Origin of the sequence: Acinetobacter sp. YH12201 (assembly GCF_013418145.1) — a bacterium.
GTDB lineage: Bacteria > Pseudomonadota > Gammaproteobacteria > Pseudomonadales > Moraxellaceae > Acinetobacter.
In genome coordinates, this window is sequence record NZ_VPCP01000009.1 from 1 (window position 1) to 17,877 (window position 17,877).

15 protein-coding genes and 1 pseudogene are annotated in these 17,877 nt (G+C 45.1%); 6 read left to right on the plus strand and 10 right to left on the minus strand.

Annotation, left to right across the window (positions count from 1 at the left end; translation table 11 throughout):
* Positions 1-266 (plus strand): transposase (locus FTU91_RS03345; protein WP_368856201.1); only part of this gene is annotated, 266 nt, incomplete at its 5' end.
* Positions 267-327: 61 nt separating this feature from the next.
* On the opposite strand, the pseudogene FTU91_RS03350 reads toward FTU91_RS03345, so the two are convergent.
* A pseudogene (locus FTU91_RS03350) lies at positions 328-2,373 on the minus strand (type VI secretion system Vgr family protein); the annotation flags it as partial.
* Between the two features lie 223 nt (positions 2,374-2,596).
* Between FTU91_RS03350 and FTU91_RS03355 the strand changes: the two are divergent.
* The 4 genes from FTU91_RS03355 to FTU91_RS03370 all read left to right on the plus strand — a co-directional run bounded on the left by FTU91_RS03355 (position 2,597) and on the right by FTU91_RS03370 (position 8,429).
* On the plus strand, positions 2,597-3,751 hold the full coding sequence (locus FTU91_RS03355; protein WP_180080933.1) for a methionine aminotransferase: 1,155 nt from the start codon (positions 2,597-2,599) through the stop codon (positions 3,749-3,751).
* A 118-nt stretch (positions 3,752-3,869) separates the two neighbouring features.
* Positions 3,870-5,240, plus strand: a complete 1,371-nt coding sequence (locus FTU91_RS03360; protein WP_180080935.1) for an MATE family efflux transporter — start codon at positions 3,870-3,872, stop codon at positions 5,238-5,240.
* Positions 5,241-5,404: 164 nt separating this feature from the next.
* A complete protein-coding gene (locus FTU91_RS03365) occupies positions 5,405-6,772 on the plus strand; it encodes an LLM class flavin-dependent oxidoreductase (protein ID WP_180042904.1) in 1,368 nt (455 codons plus the stop codon).
* A gap of 295 nt (positions 6,773-7,067) precedes the next feature.
* The gene (locus FTU91_RS03370; protein ID WP_180042903.1) at positions 7,068-8,429 is read left to right on the plus strand and encodes an LLM class flavin-dependent oxidoreductase; all 1,362 of its coding nucleotides are present in this window, start codon (positions 7,068-7,070) and stop codon (positions 8,427-8,429) included.
* A 115-nt stretch (positions 8,430-8,544) separates the two neighbouring features.
* On the opposite strand, the gene FTU91_RS03375 is transcribed toward FTU91_RS03370, so the two are convergent.
* Positions 8,545-9,372 (minus strand): ABC transporter ATP-binding protein, encoded by an 828-nt coding sequence (locus FTU91_RS03375; RefSeq protein WP_180042902.1) that lies wholly within the window; start codon positions 9,370-9,372, stop codon positions 8,545-8,547.
* A gap of 37 nt (positions 9,373-9,409) precedes the next feature.
* Entirely contained in the window at positions 9,410-9,625 is a 216-nt protein-coding gene (locus FTU91_RS03380) for a molybdopterin-binding protein (RefSeq protein WP_086176493.1), read from the minus strand.
* Between the two features lie 229 nt (positions 9,626-9,854).
* Here FTU91_RS03380 and FTU91_RS03385 point away from each other — a divergent pair, with 229 nt between their 5' ends.
* Positions 9,855-10,943 (plus strand): sigma-54-dependent Fis family transcriptional regulator, encoded by a 1,089-nt coding sequence (locus tag FTU91_RS03385; protein ID WP_180080937.1) that lies wholly within the window; start codon positions 9,855-9,857, stop codon positions 10,941-10,943.
* A gap of 191 nt (positions 10,944-11,134) precedes the next feature.
* Here the strand turns inward: FTU91_RS03385 and FTU91_RS03390 are convergent, their stop codons facing one another.
* The 7 genes from FTU91_RS03390 to FTU91_RS03420 are packed head-to-tail and all read right to left on the minus strand — an operon-like array spanning position 11,135 to position 17,858.
* A complete protein-coding gene (locus FTU91_RS03390) occupies positions 11,135-11,965 on the minus strand; it encodes an ABC transporter permease (protein WP_180080939.1) in 831 nt (276 codons plus the stop codon).
* A gap of 22 nt (positions 11,966-11,987) precedes the next feature.
* A complete protein-coding gene (locus FTU91_RS03395; protein WP_180080941.1) occupies positions 11,988-12,821 on the minus strand; it encodes an ABC transporter ATP-binding protein in 834 nt (277 codons plus the stop codon).
* A 21-nt stretch (positions 12,822-12,842) separates the two neighbouring features.
* Complete coding sequence (locus tag FTU91_RS03400; protein WP_180080943.1) at positions 12,843-13,871, minus strand: ABC transporter substrate-binding protein; 1,029 nt, start codon at positions 13,869-13,871, stop codon at positions 12,843-12,845.
* A gap of 11 nt (positions 13,872-13,882) precedes the next feature.
* The gene (locus FTU91_RS03405) at positions 13,883-14,695 is read right to left on the minus strand and encodes an ABC transporter permease (RefSeq protein ID WP_180080945.1); all 813 of its coding nucleotides are present in this window, start codon (positions 14,693-14,695) and stop codon (positions 13,883-13,885) included.
* A gap of 2 nt (positions 14,696-14,697) precedes the next feature.
* A complete protein-coding gene (locus tag FTU91_RS03410; protein ID WP_180080947.1) occupies positions 14,698-15,540 on the minus strand; it encodes an ABC transporter permease in 843 nt (280 codons plus the stop codon).
* Positions 15,537-16,787 carry an MFS transporter gene (locus tag FTU91_RS03415; protein WP_180080949.1) on the minus strand — a complete coding sequence of 417 codons (1,251 nt, stop codon included), beginning with the start codon at positions 16,785-16,787 and terminating at the stop codon, positions 15,537-15,539. Before FTU91_RS03415 ends, FTU91_RS03410 begins: the two co-directional genes overlap by 4 nt.
* Before the next feature lie 15 nt (positions 16,788-16,802).
* Entirely contained in the window at positions 16,803-17,858 is a 1,056-nt protein-coding gene (locus tag FTU91_RS03420) for an ABC transporter substrate-binding protein (protein ID WP_180080951.1), read from the minus strand.
* Positions 17,859-17,877: the final 19 nt, after the last annotated feature.

Below are 17,877 nucleotides of genomic sequence, written 5' to 3' on the forward strand. Positions count from 1 at the left end.
AACCATGGAAAGATACAAAGAGTAGCTCGCTAGAGCGAAATGAATTACTTCGAACAGTTAAACGTTTAGGCAGGACACTATGGAAAAAATGGTCAGGCTATCATCGGCGAAGTTTGGTTGAAACTAAGATGCATTGCATCAAATTATTAGGAGATAAACACAGTGCAAGGAGTTTTGATAGCCAAGTGAATGAGATCCATGCACGTGTAGCAGTCCTTAATAGATTTACGGAATTAGGTCGACCACTTACCCAAGTTACGCCTTAAATTTGGCTCAATTAGGGGCGCTTTGCATTTCAAATCTTTGTGCAACAAAGCCCATCTGTTCTAGAAAATGCTTTAAATTGTCTAAAATGGTGAGTGCATCCGTTTGCTGATTTTTCGCTATGTCATTGAGTGCTTTTGAATGATTGAAACTATTTTCAAGCTGACGTTTGACCTGATTCACCTCTAAATGATGACCTGCCGCGCTATCTTGTTTATGTGTGGAAATGAGCAAACCTTCACCCGCCCGAACAGCACCCCAGTGATCCGTTCTTAGCTCAAAACCTTCACCACGACCCTCACTGGCCTCAGCAGCTTTGGGATGGCTAAGATGTCCCAAATTCAGCTGACTTGCGCCATGGCTACTCTGTAACTGGCTACTGATCTGTCCAGAGGTATCATCAAAACGCAATTGGTTAAAACCCGACCCACCAACTTCCTGCGAGCGGATACCACTGAGCTTTTTGGTCTCCGGTAACTGCCCTTTGCCATCAAACATGGTCTGATGGCGTTCCGCTTCATGAATCCGCCCCACCACAAAAGGCCGGTCCACATCCCCCTCAAAGAAGTCAATTACCACAATTTCACCAATCCGTGGATGAAAACGCACACCATAACCTTCACCTGCCCACGGGGTCAGGACATCCACCCAGGCTGAATCGCTATCATTGTCATTGCTGCCGGCTCCGCCATCATGTCCATGATCCTCGTCACGGGTAAACAAAAAGCGGACTTTTATTCGCCCCCACTGATCGACATAAATACTTTCCCCTTCCGGACCGACTACTCTGGCACGTTGCGGATACGCTACAGGTCGGTGATTTAGGGGATGAAATTCAGGCACTACGGCAATATTGCGGCGCACCAGATACAGCTCATTCCCCTGTCGTTCCTCACCCTGCTGCTGCCAACGGCTTAAACTCAACAAGCTATCGACTTGCCGATGGATGTCTTTCGGCAAATTATTCTGATTATAAAAAGACTTGCCTAAAATCAGGAATTCTTTGTCTGAACCCGAATGCTGGTCAATTTCAGGATGGCCGAGCAATTCAAACCAGTAGCCGACATGAGCATCACGTACACTGCTCTGGGCAGTAAAATATTTGGCCTGCAAGTCTTGGTACTGGCTCAGTTGCCTGTTCAGTTTTTCCAATTGCTGGTTGTTTGAGACAGTACTTTGATCCGTACCCGTTAAGTCAGGTGTCCATGCGGGGCTAATGCTCCATGCCTGTTCCAGACTTAAACTTGCATTGTCCTGTACATCACTATGCTGATGCTTGCTCAACTGGGAATAGGGTTGCTCCTGAGACAGCAGACTGGCTTGCCAGCGCTGAGCCTGAACGGCGGTCGATTGCAAAGCGCGTTTGGCAATAAAACTGGTGATGCTGTCAAACGCTTCTGCGGCATGGCTGCGATGAAAGCGCACCGATCTTCTTTTTAAGGCATTAAACTGATGATTCTCATCAATCAAACATAATTTTTGCGCCTGAATACCTGCTGCCGAGCTGGCAACGACATGCTCGGCTTCATCAATCAGCCAATTGATGCCTTCGCTGCGCCACAGTCGGGTGAGAAATTCATAATCGGTTTCATTAGCCTGCATCACAAAAGGACGCACATCATATTCTTTGCTCAGGCCTTGCATATTTAAACTGAGACTGGCTGCAAACAGGTCACTTTTGCTTTGCCATTCCTTAAACAGGATTTCGCTAATCTCACGCACGCTTTTGTTCATAAACACGCGGCTGTTACGGCGCTTGTGCCACAGTGCCGTTGCATCTTCAAAGGTCAGTTTATACAGGGTCAGTGCACCATCGCTTTGCCCCTGACTGGCAGCAGTAATTACCCCAGTCATCCGGGACAACTCGCCTGCATCGGTCACCTGATCAACCGCTACTAGTCCGCCAATAAATTGTTTTAAGGGAATATAAGCATGCGTCGACAGACATATCAGTTCAGCTTTTAGGCCCTGATTGATGCGGTGCTGCCCTTCAATACGTTGAATAAAGACCTGAGAATTTAGCAATTCATTGGAAAACTGGATGTGCAGGGCGCGCTTTTGCAAACTCAAGCCCATACTGTCCATCAGCGTATGGATATTTTTAAACATCATGATTTATTATTTTTATAGGGTTATTTTAATTTGAGACGCATTCTAGAAAATGTTGTTTTTTTAGTCCAGTAGGTTTTTTGTTAATTTTATCCATTGGCGTAATTCAGTTAAATGGATGAAATTAGATAAAAATGTGCAGAGCTTAAGTCCATCCTTTTATTCTGCTGTGCTGCGCTTGCTGCTACACTGAACAGCATAAGAATATTGAAGAGTTCGGGTCATGCTTGAGATTCATTCCAAACTACCGGCACAGGGTGTCACCATTTTCAGCGTGATGACCGCGATGGCACATCGCCTGAATGCCTTAAATCTTTCCCAAGGTTTTCCCGACTTTGCCGCGCCACCCGCGCTACTCAAAGCCTTAAGCCAGGCGACTCTAGATGGTTTTAACCAATATGCTCCCAGTGATGGTCTGATTTCACTGCGTGAACAGGTAGCCCAGCAATTTTTAAAACGCGATCAATTGGTAATTGATCCACTGACTGAAATCACCATTACGCCCGGAGCCACGATTGCCATTTTTGTTGCCATTCAAGCACTGATTCATGCCGGTGATGAAGTGATTATTTTTGACCCCTGCTATGACAGTTATGGACCCAGCGTTAAACTGGTGGGAGCTAAAGCTGTTCACATTCCCCTGACCGCTCCACAATTTTCAGTGGACTGGGATCGGGTGAAAGATGCCATTAATGACAAGACCCGGATGATCATTGTGAATACCCCGCATAATCCGAGCGGCGCCATTTGGTCAGGTCAGGACTGGTTAAATTTAATTGAACTGATTCGCGATAAAAATATTATTGTCCTATCCGACGAAGTTTATGAGCACCTGATTTATGACGGTCAAAAGCATTATTCAGCCTTGTCTTTTCCGGAGCTTCGCGACCGCAGCATAGTGATCGGTTCTTTTGGTAAAACTTTCCATGTCACCGGCTGGAAAACCGGATATTGCATTGCCTCACCTGAACTGATGAAAATATTCAGACAGGTCTATCAGTTCGCCAGTTTCTGCGGGGTAACACCAGTACAAATGGCACTGACCACTTTTATGCAGCAGCATCCTGAACATATTGAAGGGCTTGCAGATTTTTATCAGGAAAAGCGTGACCTGTTTAATTCAGGGCTGCGTAATTCACGTTTTCATTTTACCCCTTCACAGGGCACCTATTTTCAAAACCTGAATTACAGTGCTATCCGTCCCGATCTGGATGATGTCGAGATGTGTAAATTTCTGGCGGAACAGCATGGCATTGTTGCCATTCCGGTTTCGGTTTTTTATCAACAGTCCCCGGAAAATTTACGTTTAATCCGCTTCTGTTTTGCCAAAAAAGATGAAACCCTGGAACAGGCCTCGGCTATTTTATCGGCTGTTTAAATTCGTCATTTCCGATCAAATTCGGCCTTGGTTACGGAAAAACTAAGGCTTGTTTAAGTTAACTCAGGTAGGGTTAGCAATGATAATCAAAAGATAAAAAATAGTTACAGGACGTTCCATGCCTCCTCATCATCACTCCTTGTTTAACCAGCAAAAACTGTGGAAAACATTTCTGATTTTTCTATGGCCGTTAATTGCGACCAATATTCTGCAAAACCTGTCCGGAACCATAAATACCATTTTTGTCGGACAAATGATGGGGGTCAATGCCATTGCAGCGGTGGCGGTGTTCTTCCCGATTTTATTCTGCCTACTGGCTTTTGTGATTGGACTTTCCGCAGGTGCTACGGTATTGGTTGGACAGGCATGGGGGGCGCAAAACATTGAAAAAGTACGCTATGTGGTGGGTTCTACCCTGTTCATGACCCTCATTGGAGGTAGTATCATTGCCCTGCTGGGGGTGTTTTTTGCCGAAAACATTCTGTTGGCCCTAGGTACCGCCCCAGAGGTGATGCCCCTGTCGCTGCCTTATGTACAGTGGATGCTGGCCGGCAGTCCTTTACTGTTTGTTTATATTATCTATAGCTCGATTTTGCGCGGAGTCGGTGACAGTACCACACCGCTGATTGCCTCCGCTATGACTATTCTGATCGGGGTCCTGATCACACCGGTGCTGATTGGCGGATATTTTGGTTTTCCGAAAATGGGCATTATTGCTCCAGCGATTGCGACCGCTATCGGTTACTTGGCAGTCCTGATCTTTTTGTACATTTACCTGAATAAAAAAGGTCACCCGTTGAAGCCTGACCGTCATTTACTCAGCCATATTCGCCATCACCCGGAAATGAGTATAATTATTCTACGTTTAGGCATTCCTACTGGTGTACAAATGGTCACTACCTCAGTTGCCGGACTGGTGATTGTCGGGCTGGTCAACCGTTATGGTTCACATGCCACTGCAGCCTATGGCGCAGTCAATCAGGTCTTGAATTACATCCAGTTTCCCGCCCTATCTATTTCCATTGCCGCCTCGATTTTTGCAGCACAGGCAATTGGTGCAGAAAAATCGGATCTGCTCAATAAAGTGACCCATACTGCACTCGCTATGAATATCACCATTACCGGTGGATTGGTAGCTTTGGCTTATCTGTTCTCGAAATATCTGATGGCCTTATTTATTACTGATCCAACGGTGGTGGTACTGGGACAGCAACTGTTATTTATTGTGTTGTGGTCTATCCTGTTTTTTGGCGCCAGTGCAATTTTTGCTTCCATCATGCGTGCCAGCGGTACCGTGACCTTACCGATGCTGATTAATATTGCTGCGATTTTATTGATTGAAGTGCCCTGTGCCTATCTGTTCAGTCGATGGTGGGGCTTGCAAGGGATCTGGTATGCTTATGCATTGGCCTTTGTCATCTTGTGCATCATGCAGGGGCTGTATTACCAATTGGTGTGGAAGAAAAAGACCATTAAGGCACTGGTGTAATATTCAGCCTTTAACAGCGAAATAAATCCAAGCAAAAAACTTGTGATTGGCGTATTTCCTGCTTAATCCATATTTTTTATATGGATTTAATTTTATCGTATTTTTAAGCCTGAAAATTCCTTGTTATAACCAGCTGACAACATAAAAAACACAAGGTTTTTCTCATGGCTGAACGTAAAATCCGTCTTGGTGCTTTTATTCCAACCACTTCTCAGCATGCTGCCGGCTGGCGTCATCCGGACTCACGTCCGCAGAATCATTTAAATATTGACTATGCCATTGAGCTGGTCAAAACGGCAGAACGTGGTTTATTTGATGCCTACTTTTTGGCGGACACTTTAGCTGTACGCGGCGACTGGGGTTCCGCCACCAGCAAAGGCTGGGGTCTGGGCGATAAAGATACTGGCTTTGAACCAGTCACCCTATTCGCTGCCCTGTCTGCAGTGACGAAAAATATTGGTTTTGTCGCTACTGCATCGACCACCTATGAGCACCCATATACGCTGGCACGCAAATACGCCTCACTGGATCATATTTCCAAAGGACGTGCGGCATGGAATGTAGTCACCACAGCCTCTAAACAAGTCGCGCGCAATTTTGGCCTGTCCGAACATCCAGATGCAAAAAGCCGCTATGCACGTGCACATGAATTTATTGAGGTTGCACAGAAACTCTGGGATTCTTGGGAAGATGATGCCTTTGTATATGACAAAGTCTCTGGACAGTTTTTCCAGCCAGAAAAATTTCATGAACCTCAGCACAAGGGCAAATATTTTGAAGTGCAAGGAGCATTAAACGTACCGCGCCCGCCACAGGGCTATCCGGTAATTGTACAGGCAGGTCAGTCGGAAGATGGCCGTGAGCTGGCTGGAAAATATGCCGAAGTGATTTTTACTGCCCAGCAGAATTTAGCCGATGCACAGGAATTTTACCGTGATGTGAAAGGTCGTTTAGCTAAATATGGCCGTCATCCGGATGACCTGAAAATCATGCCGGGTGTTTCGATTTTTGTGGCAAAAACGGCAGAAGAAGCACAGGAAAAATACGATCTGTTAAACAGTCTTATTCATCCACAAGTCGGTCTGGGTCTGCTTTCCGGTTTGGCCGGCGGAATCGATCTGGAACAATATGACATCGATGAGCCTTTCCCTGAACTGGATAAAAGCTTGATCAATTTTGGCAGTCGCCAGCAGATGATGATTGATATTGCCCGCAAGCATAACTTTACCATCCGCCAACTGTATGAATATGTAGCCTCTGCACGTGGCCACTGGACGCTGGTGGGTACTCCTGAGCAGATTGTGAACCAGCTACAAGAATGGTTTGAAAATGAAGCTGCAGATGGCTTTAATATTCTGCCACCAAGTACTCCAGCAGGCCTGAACGATTTTGTTGAGCTGATTGTGCCAGAACTGCAGCGTCGCGGTCTGTTCCGTACTGAATATGAAGGTAGCACCCTTCGTGAAAACTTGGGACTGAAACGTCCGGAAAATCAGTATGTACTGGCGCAAAAACAAGCGCAGGCCTCTTAATTCAAGAACTACCCAAATGCCCTTCGGGGCATTTTTTATGTATTTTGAAATTCACCTCATTTTAATCTCATCACTACTTTGCCCCAAAGTATTCTTTTTTGAAGATCGACCTTATTTCATATAAGTACTGCATTTTTTCTACTGTTGCATTTGCAACAAAGCAACTTTTTTACTGCTGAACATTAAACACATATAAATATTATGTATTTTATATTATTGTTTTAATTATATTTTTAAAATGGCATGCATCTTGAAATAGACACTATTGAGAAAATACACTTCATAGGATAGAACAATGTCTAAGCGTCAAATTAAACTCGGTGCCTTTATTCCCACAACATCGCAACATGCTGCCGGCTGGCGTCATCCTGAATCGCGTCCGCAAGATCATTTAAATATTGATTATGCAATTGAACTGGCACGAACAGCAGAAAAAGGCTTATTTGACGCCTATTTCCTTGCCGATGGTTTATCGGTCAGTTGGGGTAATGCAAAAGAAGGCCAACGCGGTTTAGGCGACAAAGCGGTCGGTTTTGAACCGGTGACCTTATTTGCAGCCCTTTCAGCAGTGACCCAAAATATCGGTTTTATTGCCACCGCATCGACCACTTATGAAGATCCCTACATTTTGGCGCGTAAATATGCCTCGCTGGATCATATTTCCAAAGGTCGGGCTGCCTGGAATGTCGTAACCACAGCTTCAGCTGATACCGCACGTAACTTCGGACTGGAACAGCATCCTGATCCGAAAACACGCTATGAACGTGCTGATGAATTCATTGAAGTGACACAAAAACTCTGGGATTCCTGGGAGGATGATGCCTTCCTTTACAATAAGGAAAGCGGCCAATTTTTTGATGTCAGCAAATTCCACGAACCCAAACATCAAGGAAAATACTTTAAAGTTGAGGGTGCCTTAAATATCTCTCGTCCACCACAAGGCTACCCGGTGATTGTACAGGCAGGTCAATCGGAAAATGGCCGTGAACTGGCAGGTAAATATGCCGAAGTGATTTTCACCGCGCAACAAAACCTGGCCGATGCACAGGAATTTTACCGCGATGTAAAAAGCCGTCTGTTGAAATATGGCCGTCATGCCGATGACTTGAAAATCATGCCGGGTGTATCCATTTTTGTTGCGAAAACTGAACAGGAAGCACAGGAAAAATACCAGTTATTAAACAGCCTGATTCATCCCAAAGTTGGCTTAAGTTTACTGTCAGGTTTATCCGGTGGAATTAACCTGGAGAAATATGACCTGGATGCCCCCTTCCCTAAACTGGAAGATGCCGATATTAATTTCTCCAGCCGCCAGCAGATGATGATTGATATTGCGCGTAAGCACAATTTCAGCATTCGCCAGCTGTATGAATATATTGCCTCGGCACGTGGGCACTGGACGCTGGTGGGTACACCGGAACAGGTGGTCGATCAGCTACAGAACTGGTTTGAAAATGAAGCGGCGGATGGTTTTAATATTTTGCCACCGACCACCCCTGCCGGTCTGAATGACTTTGTGGAATTTATTGTGCCGGAATTACAACGCCGTGGCTTATTCCGTACCGAATATGAAGGCAAAACCTTACGCGAAAACTTAGGTTTAAAACGTCCTGAAAACCAGTATGTTGTGGCAGGTCAGCAAGTCAAAGCATCTTGATTGAAAAGCAGTTGAATATCCCTCACCCGTGAGGGATTTTTTATTTCTGGCTGTTTTAAGCAGACATTAAAAAAACCTACTTTACGCAGGCTTTTGGATAAAATAGAAGATAGGATTACCAAGCAAATTGATAATCTGAAAATTTCGCTGCCGGTTTATTATGGTGTAACTGGTCTTTTAACGGATCGCTAAAATCCGTCAAAATGTCATTTTTAATATTGTGCAAACGTACATCTTCACGTTTACGCGGATGGGCAACCGGGACATCAACAATACGTTTAATCCGGCCCGGATGGGGTTGCATCACTACTACGCGATCACCTAAAAATACCGCTTCTTCAACGTCATGGGTCACAATCACCATAGTAATTTTTTCTGCCTGCCAAATCCGCTGTAATTCGTCTTGCAGGTTCTGACGGGTTAAGGCATCCAGTGCACCAAAAGGCTCATCCAGAAATAAAATTTCCGGGCGGTTCACCAGACTGCGGGCAATCGCCACACGCTGGTTCATGCCGCCTGAAAGCTGGGATGGATAGGCATTGGCAAAATTGGTCAGATTAACCAATTGCAGATGTTCATCAATCAGCTTGTCTTCTTCAGCCCGTGTCAGCTTACTCTGATGCAGTGCTATACGCACATTTTCACGCACGCTTAACCACGGAAAAAGACGGTGGTCTTGAAACACGATCCCACGCTGTAAACTGGTGCCAAAAATCTTTTTGCCATCCACCTGAATCTGGCCTTGATAGCTATTTTCCAGTCCCACCAATAAGCGTAACAGTGTGGACTTGCCGCAGCCACTGCTGCCGACAATACTGATAAATTCACCCGGCTGGATGTCTAAATTAATATCGTCCAGCACAGTTAAAGCGTCATTGTTTTGTGTCGGATAGGTTTTGCTGAGCTGCTGAATAGATACATGGCCTGTTGCTTGCTGTGTCATCTCTCAATTCTCCTGTAAAGCTTGAGGCACTGGCGAATTAAAGCTTCGCCAGGGACACTTCCGTCGATTTGATCAACACCACAACTTCAGAACCGACTTTAAGGTCTAGGTCTTTGACTGAACGGGTACTGATAATTGAAGTAAACAGACCGGCTTTGGTTTCCACATTTATTTCTGAAACAACGTCACCTTCTAATACTTCTTGAATAATGCCTTTAAACTGGTTACGTACATTTACTGAAGTAATTGCCATTTTAATTCTGCCTTTTGTTATTTAGAGATCTCTAATATAAAACAGATTATTGATTTGCTTTATCTTGATTTATCCTTTAGTTATCCCTATTTTTTTTATCTTTTAAACAGATAAAGAATCCCAGCTTTAATTTATATCTGAAAGCGATAATCAAATACCGATATATTATTTATCATTCCATTTTAAATATTTCATGATGATTAACATTTTCAACAAGTATAAGAATCTCATGTCTATTTTAACCCACCCCAATGTACCCTCTGCCCTGAAGCATAAGCGTGCAACGGCGACGGTATTTGAAGATCCTTTATCACAGGCGCTGCTTGCCCGTATTGAACAGATTGCGCCAAGTGAAGCCAATGCGTTGATTATTGGCGACACCGGTACGGGCAAAGAACTGGTCGCCCGGCAGATTCATCAGCTCAGCCATCGTGCCAAAGGCCCGTTTGTGGCGGTGAACTGTGGCGCTTTCACCGAATCATTAGTCGAAAGTGAACTTTTTGGACACGAAAAAGGGGCTTTTACCGGTGCAATCCATACCCGTGTGGGCTGGTTTGAAGCAGCCCATAATGGCACTTTATTTTTAGATGAAATTGGCGATTTATCCCTGTCGATGCAAGTCAAATTATTACGAATTTTACAGGAACGCGAAATCGTGCGTGTCGGTTCGCTCAGGCCGATTCCAATCAATGTTCGCATTATTGCCGCGACCAATGTCGATCTGGAAAAAGCCGTACAGGACGGACGTTTCAGGGAAGATTTATTCTATCGTCTACATGTGGCTTTACTCAGAATTCCAAAGCTTGCAGAGCGTCGTGATGACATTCTGCCGCTGGCAAAACACTTTATTCAAGTCTACCAGACCGACCCGCATGCGACCCCATTGCGCCTCAGTCAACTGGCGCTCAAAAAGCTGACTTTGCACCCTTGGCCCGGCAATATCCGCGAGTTGGAAAATACCATTCACCATGCCGTTTTAGTCAGTAAAAATGGCGTGATTGAACCGGAAGATATTACTTTCTCCAGTATTCAATCGATTGCCCAGAAAACTGAACCTTTTAGCTTTGCTTCAACTGCTTCAGTGAATGGAACAATTAAGGATCTTCAGGATGCAGGACAACTTTTGGAACAGACATTTCAGCGTATTTTTCAGTCTTCGGAACAGTTTAAACAGACCAATATCAATGAGCTGATTGAAGAAAAATTTATTCGTAGTGCCTATCAATACTGCCAGTACAACCAGGTACATACGGCCAAATTATTAGGCGTGACCCGTAATGTCATTCGTACCCGGTTAATTAAATATGGTTTATTATAAATATCCTCTCATTTATTTTATTATGCTTTTATTTTACTATTTAAATTTTAACCTGATAATAAAAAACCTCGATTTATCTATCGAGGTTTTTTATTAGTCTTCTTTTATAAATTCCTTTTTATTTCTCCCTATGGGAGAAAAATAAAGAGGGTGTGAATAATTATGAAAAAAGTCTATTTTAATGTTTTTTATTATTCGACTGGATTACGTTTCCAGGCCGTAAAGTATTTTTCCAGGCCAATCAAAATATAATTAAATGATAATCCGACTAAGGTAATCACTAAAATTCCCACGAACATTTGTGGAATTTCAAAACTGAACTGTGAATACATAATCAGATAACCCAGTCCTGCTTTGGCACCAAACATTTCTACTGCCACCAAAGCCAGGATCGAGATCGCACCGGCCAGACGGATACCGACAAATATGGTCGGGACAGAAGCGGGTAAAATCACTTTACGGAACAGTTGATAGGGTTTTAAGCCCATGGTCCGTGCGGATTTAATCAGTAGTGGATCAACCGTTTGTACGCCGGTAATGGTATTTAAAAGAATTGGCCAGGTGCAGGCATAGACCAGTAAACTGATTTTAGAGGCTTCGCCAATGCCTAAAAATAAAATAAACAACGGCATTAAGGCCAACGCCGTGGTGTTACGAAACAGTTCCAACAATGGGTTTAAAGTTTCTGCAACCAGTTTGTACCAACCAATCACCAAACCCAGTGGAATGGCAATCGCTAAGGCCAAAACAAAACCAATAATCGAGCGCTGAATACTGGCAAAGAAATGCGTACCCAATTGACCACTTTGATAGAGCTGCCATGCCGTATCCAGGACGACTGACAACGGTGGTAAAAATGCGGGACTGACCACACCTAAGCGTGGCAAACTTTCCCAAAGTAATAAAAATAAAATGATGGCAATACTGCGTTTAAAAATGGTGTTCAGCCAGCTTAGTTCCAGGCGTGGTTTGGACGGGCTAAAGGTCGGGCTATGCGGAATCGCCTGTTGAGTCGATGACATGATGAATAATCCTCAATTTTATTTATGCGTGAGCAAGCTGTTTGTCTTTTTCGAGTGCTTGCGCCTTAATCACTTCTTCGCTGAGCTGTGACCAGATTTGATGACGAATTTTGCCGTATTCGGCCGTGGAGCGAATGTCCTCACCTTTGGCTTTCAGGCTGACTGGAATGTCGATGACTTCCTTAATCCGTCCCGGTCTAGAGGTCATAATGGCCACGCGCTGACTCAGGAAAATTGCTTCATCAATACTATGAGTAATGAAAACAATGGTTTTTTTCGAGCTTTGCCAGATTTTAATCAGTTCTTCTTGCAGGGTTTCACGGGTTTGTGCATCCAGTGCAGCAAAGGGTTCATCCATCAATAAAATTTCAGGTTCATAGGCGAGGCTGCGTGCAATTGCGACACGCTGTTTCATGCCGCCTGAAAGTTCGTTCGGATAATGTTTTTCAAAACCGGACAGCCCGACCAGTTGCAGGTAATACAAAGCTTTTTCACGGCGAGTTTTTTTATCTACACCTTTGGCTTCCAGACCAAATTCAATATTTTCTAAAGCGGTCAGCCAGGGATACAGCGCATATTGCTGAAACACAATGCCACGATCCAGACCGGGTTGGCTAATCTGTTTGCCACTGAGTAAGATCTGTCCCGAAGAAGGTTTGGTCAGTCCGGCAATCAGGTCAAGTAAAGTTGATTTACCGCAGCCGCTAGGACCCACGATGGAAACAAATTCACCTTGCTGAATATCTAAAGTGACATCTTCAACCGCCACGAATTCAGGTTTGTAGTTTTTGCTATTGGGATGATTTTGTGCGGGAAAAACCTTACGCACATGATCTAAATTTAAAGCACTGGTCATGGTTATATTCCTTTTTTAATCTTAATTTTTTTGTGCTGCATAAGGATTAAATTCATTGCTGTACAACGTGCTGACATTGAGCTGATGCGGCTTTAATTTCTGCTCTTGTACCAAAGCCTTGACCCAAGGCGCGAAGTCTTGATCTTTTTGCACCCCACCCACTGCATGTACACCGGTTCCGGTATAAAACGGGATCAGGACTTTGGTTTCGTTGCGCTGACGTTTATCAATAATGCTTTCCATACGCGCAATAATTTGTTCTTTTGGTGTGTTGTGTAGCCACTCTTGTGCACGTGCCACACCATTGACAAAGGTTTTGGCCAGCTCCGGGTTTTGCTCAATAAAGTCACGGCGCATTGAATAACTGCCGGCAGTAAATGGTCCGTATAACTCAATATCTTTAAACACCGGACGTACACCGCCGCTCTTTAATGCGCGTTTTTCCAAAATGCCCGAGAACACGGCAATATCAATTTGCCCATTGCGTAAGGCTTGCTCGGCACTGATTGGCGGCAAGACAATCAGCTCCACCTCACGAATTTCTTTTTCGGTTAAACCATGACGCAGTAAATAATCTTTCACGATAAATTCATAATGTGCGCCAAAGGCATTTACCGCGACTTTTTTGCCAATAAAATCGCGTGCGCTACGAATCGGGCTATTTTCCAGTACATAGAAACCCACATTCATTTCCGCATCACTGCCATAAGAGGCAACAACCGGTACAACATCCAGACCTGCAGCAATCACTTTGACCACCGCCCCATTAAAGGCCGAGGCAAAGTCGACATCGCCTGCAACCAGCGTGAGTAGGTCTTGTGGACCACCCTGTACCGTGCCGACATAATCCAGTTTAATTTTGCCCAGGTAACCCAAGTCTTGTGCAAGTTCAGGCAAGGACACCAGACCGGGATAACTTTGGTAACGCAAATTCGTCACTGCTGCGGCAGGATTTTTTACCAACTGTTCTGTGCTACAGCCTGCAACGACACTTGCACCGATCACGGCAGCCAAGACCGCTTTTTGCCAAAATTTTGGGAGTATTTTCATTGTTATTTCTCCTAGCTACGCTGCTGCCAGCGCAGTACTTTTCGTTCTATCCGCGCAAGAATGCTGTTTAAGATCACCCCGACAATACCAATGCTCAGCATGCCTAAAATAATCAGCGACACATTAAATTGCTCACGGCCACGGATGACCAGATTACCCAGCCCAATGCCATAATTTGCCAGTAAAAATTCTGAACCCACGGTTGCCAGCCAGGCAAAAATCAAACCCAGTTGCAGACCGACAAAAATCTGTGGACTGGCTGCCGGTAGAATGAGTTTGCGATAGGTGTAGTGTTTGGGAAATTGATAGACTCTTGCGACTTCGCTGTATTTGGCGCTAATGCTGCTCACGCCTTCAAGACTATGCAGTGCCACGGGATAGAATACCGAAAGGCTGATAAACAGGATTTTTGCACCGTTGCCATAACCTAAAAAGGTCGAGATCAACGGCAACCATGCAAACAGTGACACCTGACGTAATACGTTAAAACCGGGTGCAAATAACCAGTTGATCCAGCGTGTAGTCCCTAAAGCCACACCAAAGGTCACGCCCAGACTTGCGCCAATTGCATAGCCGACAAAATTACGACTTAAGCTCGCCACAAAACCCTGCCAAAATTCGGCTTGGCTAAAGCTCTGGATTGCTCCGTTGAATACCGTCAAGGGTGATGGAATCAGTTTGGCATCCAGCCACTGTAAGGCTGAAGCCACGGTCCAGAGTGCAATAAAGGCGAGGGGTAAAATCAAGGCTTGCAGCACTTTAATACTTTTTTCCACAGCTGAATTTACACGGATGGCTGATTTTTCAAGACTGAGTTCTGACATGATTAACCCCCTACCCGTGTTGCATAAAAACGAGCAAGACGTTCAAAAGCAGCCAAACCACTGTCCAGAACAAAACCCGTGATGCCAATTAAAATAATGCCCATGAAAATAATATCCATCTGCATCAATTGACGTCCCCAGACCATGAGGAAGCCAATGCCTTCACTGCTTGCCAGTAATTCCACAAACACTAGAGCCAGCCACGCCTGCATCACGCCTTGGCGTAAACCGCTAATAATCGCAGGGAGGCTTGCCGGTAAAATCACCTTGGAAAAAGTCTGGAATTTAGAAAACTGGTAAACCAGTGCCACTTCAATTAAACGGTTTGGTACTTGCTGAATGCCTTTAAAGGTTGCGATCAGCACCGGTGAAACCACGGCTAATGAGATCGCGACAATCTTCAAGGCTTCATCAATACCCAAGAAAATCATCAGCAGTGGAATCCAGCCAATAATTGGAAACTGGGTCAGGAGCTGAATCGTTGGCAAGACAAAACGCTGCGCACGCTGTGATAATGCAAACCAGATCCCCAAACTTAAGCCTACGCTCACCCCTAAAGCCACGCTCCAGAAAATACGTTTGGCACTGGTGGCAAAGTGGAATTGCAAATCGCCAGACTGCCAAAGTTCAACAGTGGTCGTCCACACCAATTGTGGCGCTGGCAAAATTTGCTCTGGCAACCACTGCTGCACGGTTGCCACATGCCACACCGCCAAAAACAACACCGGTAGCAGCAGACCACAAGCCAATTGCAAGGTTACTTTCAGGTATTTCTTAAAAAATTCAAATGCACTACGGTAACTTTGCCACTGTACCGAATGTGTGCTTACATTCGTAAGGCTCATGATTCTTGTCCTTCTGCTGGTTGTTGTGAATCATCAGGCTTTAAAAAAGAGATAAATGCCTGATCACGAGAGATCAATAAAATCAGTCCGATAAAGGCCAGACCAATCGGGAAAAACAGGTTTTGTAAGCCTACACTAGCACCCAATGCAGCCCCTAAAAAGCCGCCAAACAAGCCACCGGCTGGGCCAACCAGCGCTACAATCGGTGAAATTTTTGCCATTGCGGTTTGTTCGCCCACCCTGGCAAATGCCATAAGGTTGGCAATGTGCAGCATGCCCAAACCAAGACCCAGCATCAGCGATGCCGGCCACATCCAGAATGTAATCGGCGTGATGGCTAAAATCAGTAAGGCACTGCCCATTAAGCTCAGTCCGATCCAGTAAAATTTCGGATAGCCAATCAGTTCGGCCCAACCGCCCAGGGTAAATAAGGAACCGACAAAAACCAGGCCTTGGGTCGTCAACAACATGACTGCCGCCGATTCAGCCATGGAGAAGCTTTGAATGGCGATGACGACAATGAAAAAACCAAAAAAGTTATTGGCCAGACTGCTTAAAAACTCTAAAGCGCAGACCATACGCAAGGCAGCATGGGCTTTCAGTAATGCCAGTGGGGCAACTACATCTCGCCATTGAAAATGCGGTGCATTGGCTGCAGTCTGATGTACTTGCTGAAAGCAAAACGGGGCAAAAAATAGCGTGGCCAGAAACATTAAGGCCACACAGTAAAAACTGCTGCTATAACCAAAGTGCTGAATCAGCAAGACGGTTAAAGCCGGGGCGATCAGGAAAAATCCCATCATGTGTGAACCCCTGAACCAGCCTGCTTTGGCTGGCCCAAGACGCTTTAAATTGCTCAGGAAAACGGTATTAATCGAGACAAAGCGCATCGGCAAGACAAAGCTCACCAAGGCTGTCAATGCCAGTAAATACCAGGCACTTTCCTGCAGTGGGGTGAGCGCATACAAAGCTGCACCCATCACACTACCCAGACTAAAAACTTTCAGTGAACCGAGACGCTGCACCATGACCCCAATCGGCAGCGCCATCAGCAGAATGCCTGCACTTTGCGCTGCTGCAATCAGTCCCAACTGAAGCTCTGTTGCTTCGAGCTGCACGGCGTACAATGAAATCAAAATACGGGCAACACCGACGCCTAAACCGGCAATAATGGTCAAAAGTACAAAACTGCCCATGAATTTTGCGCTCAGGGGGCTAAGGACAACATTGCTTTCAATCGGATTCATAACCACATTCCTGAATTATTTCGGCTGACCATTGGCATTAAATGCACGCCAATAGTTCTGTAAATTCAGTTCTTTCAAGGCATTGTTTAAGTACTTCGGCTCATACCAGGTTTTGGTATCGACATCGCGGCGGATGAGTTTTGCGTCTTTGGCAATTTTTAATGCGCTGTCAATTTGTGCACGATGAAACTCGTCCAGTAATGGCGAAGTACGGTCTTTCAAGTTCCAGCCATCCCAAGTTTTTTGGTAATCGACCAGTGGTATACCGCTTTGTGACCACAGCTTATACTGGGTGACACGGTTGGCTTCTTCCGAGCTCCACTTTGCCTGTTTGATCAGCGTGGTAACGACTCGCTGCGTCACTTCTGGATATTGTTTTTCAAAACTTTCAGTTACCCAGAAATGCGCCAGTGGGGCAACTTTTGGATCTTTAATTTCAATAAGCTTCTTGGCGACCCCACGTGAAACCAGACTAAAGGGTGAAGTAATCGCAGCATCAATATCCCCGGTGGCCAGTGCGGTACGCGCAGAGTAAGCGTCTTGTGAAATGACACGTAAGTCACGTTCAGTAAAGCCATATTTAGCCAGGACACGGTTAAAAACGATCTGTTGATTTGTCCCTTTAAAGATTGAAAACTTCTTGCCCTTTAAGTCTGCAAATGACTTGGCATTTGAACTCGCAGGCACTACTACATAGGTTGGGCCAAAGCGGCCAGTTGAAAATAGCACCTTGGTTTTAAGGCCCGTTGAACGACCCACCAATGACGGCAAGTCGCCATGTAAAGCAAAATCGACTTTACCGTTGGCTAAGGCTTCATTGGTGGCAGGTCCTGCACCCGGAAAGAATAACCATTTCACTGCAATGCCATCTTTCTTAAATTCCTGTTCCAACACACCACGTAAATGCGCTGAAGCAACAAAGCTCCCGCCTGTTTTTGGCTTACCGCCTTCACCGGCACCCGACATAGAAATGCGGATTTCTTTCGGGTTGGCGGCATGGATGTGTAAACTTAAACCGAATGCGGAGAGGGCTAGAAATGTTGCCGCAATTTTTTTAGAAAAAAGTTTCATTAAATCTGTTCCTTAACAA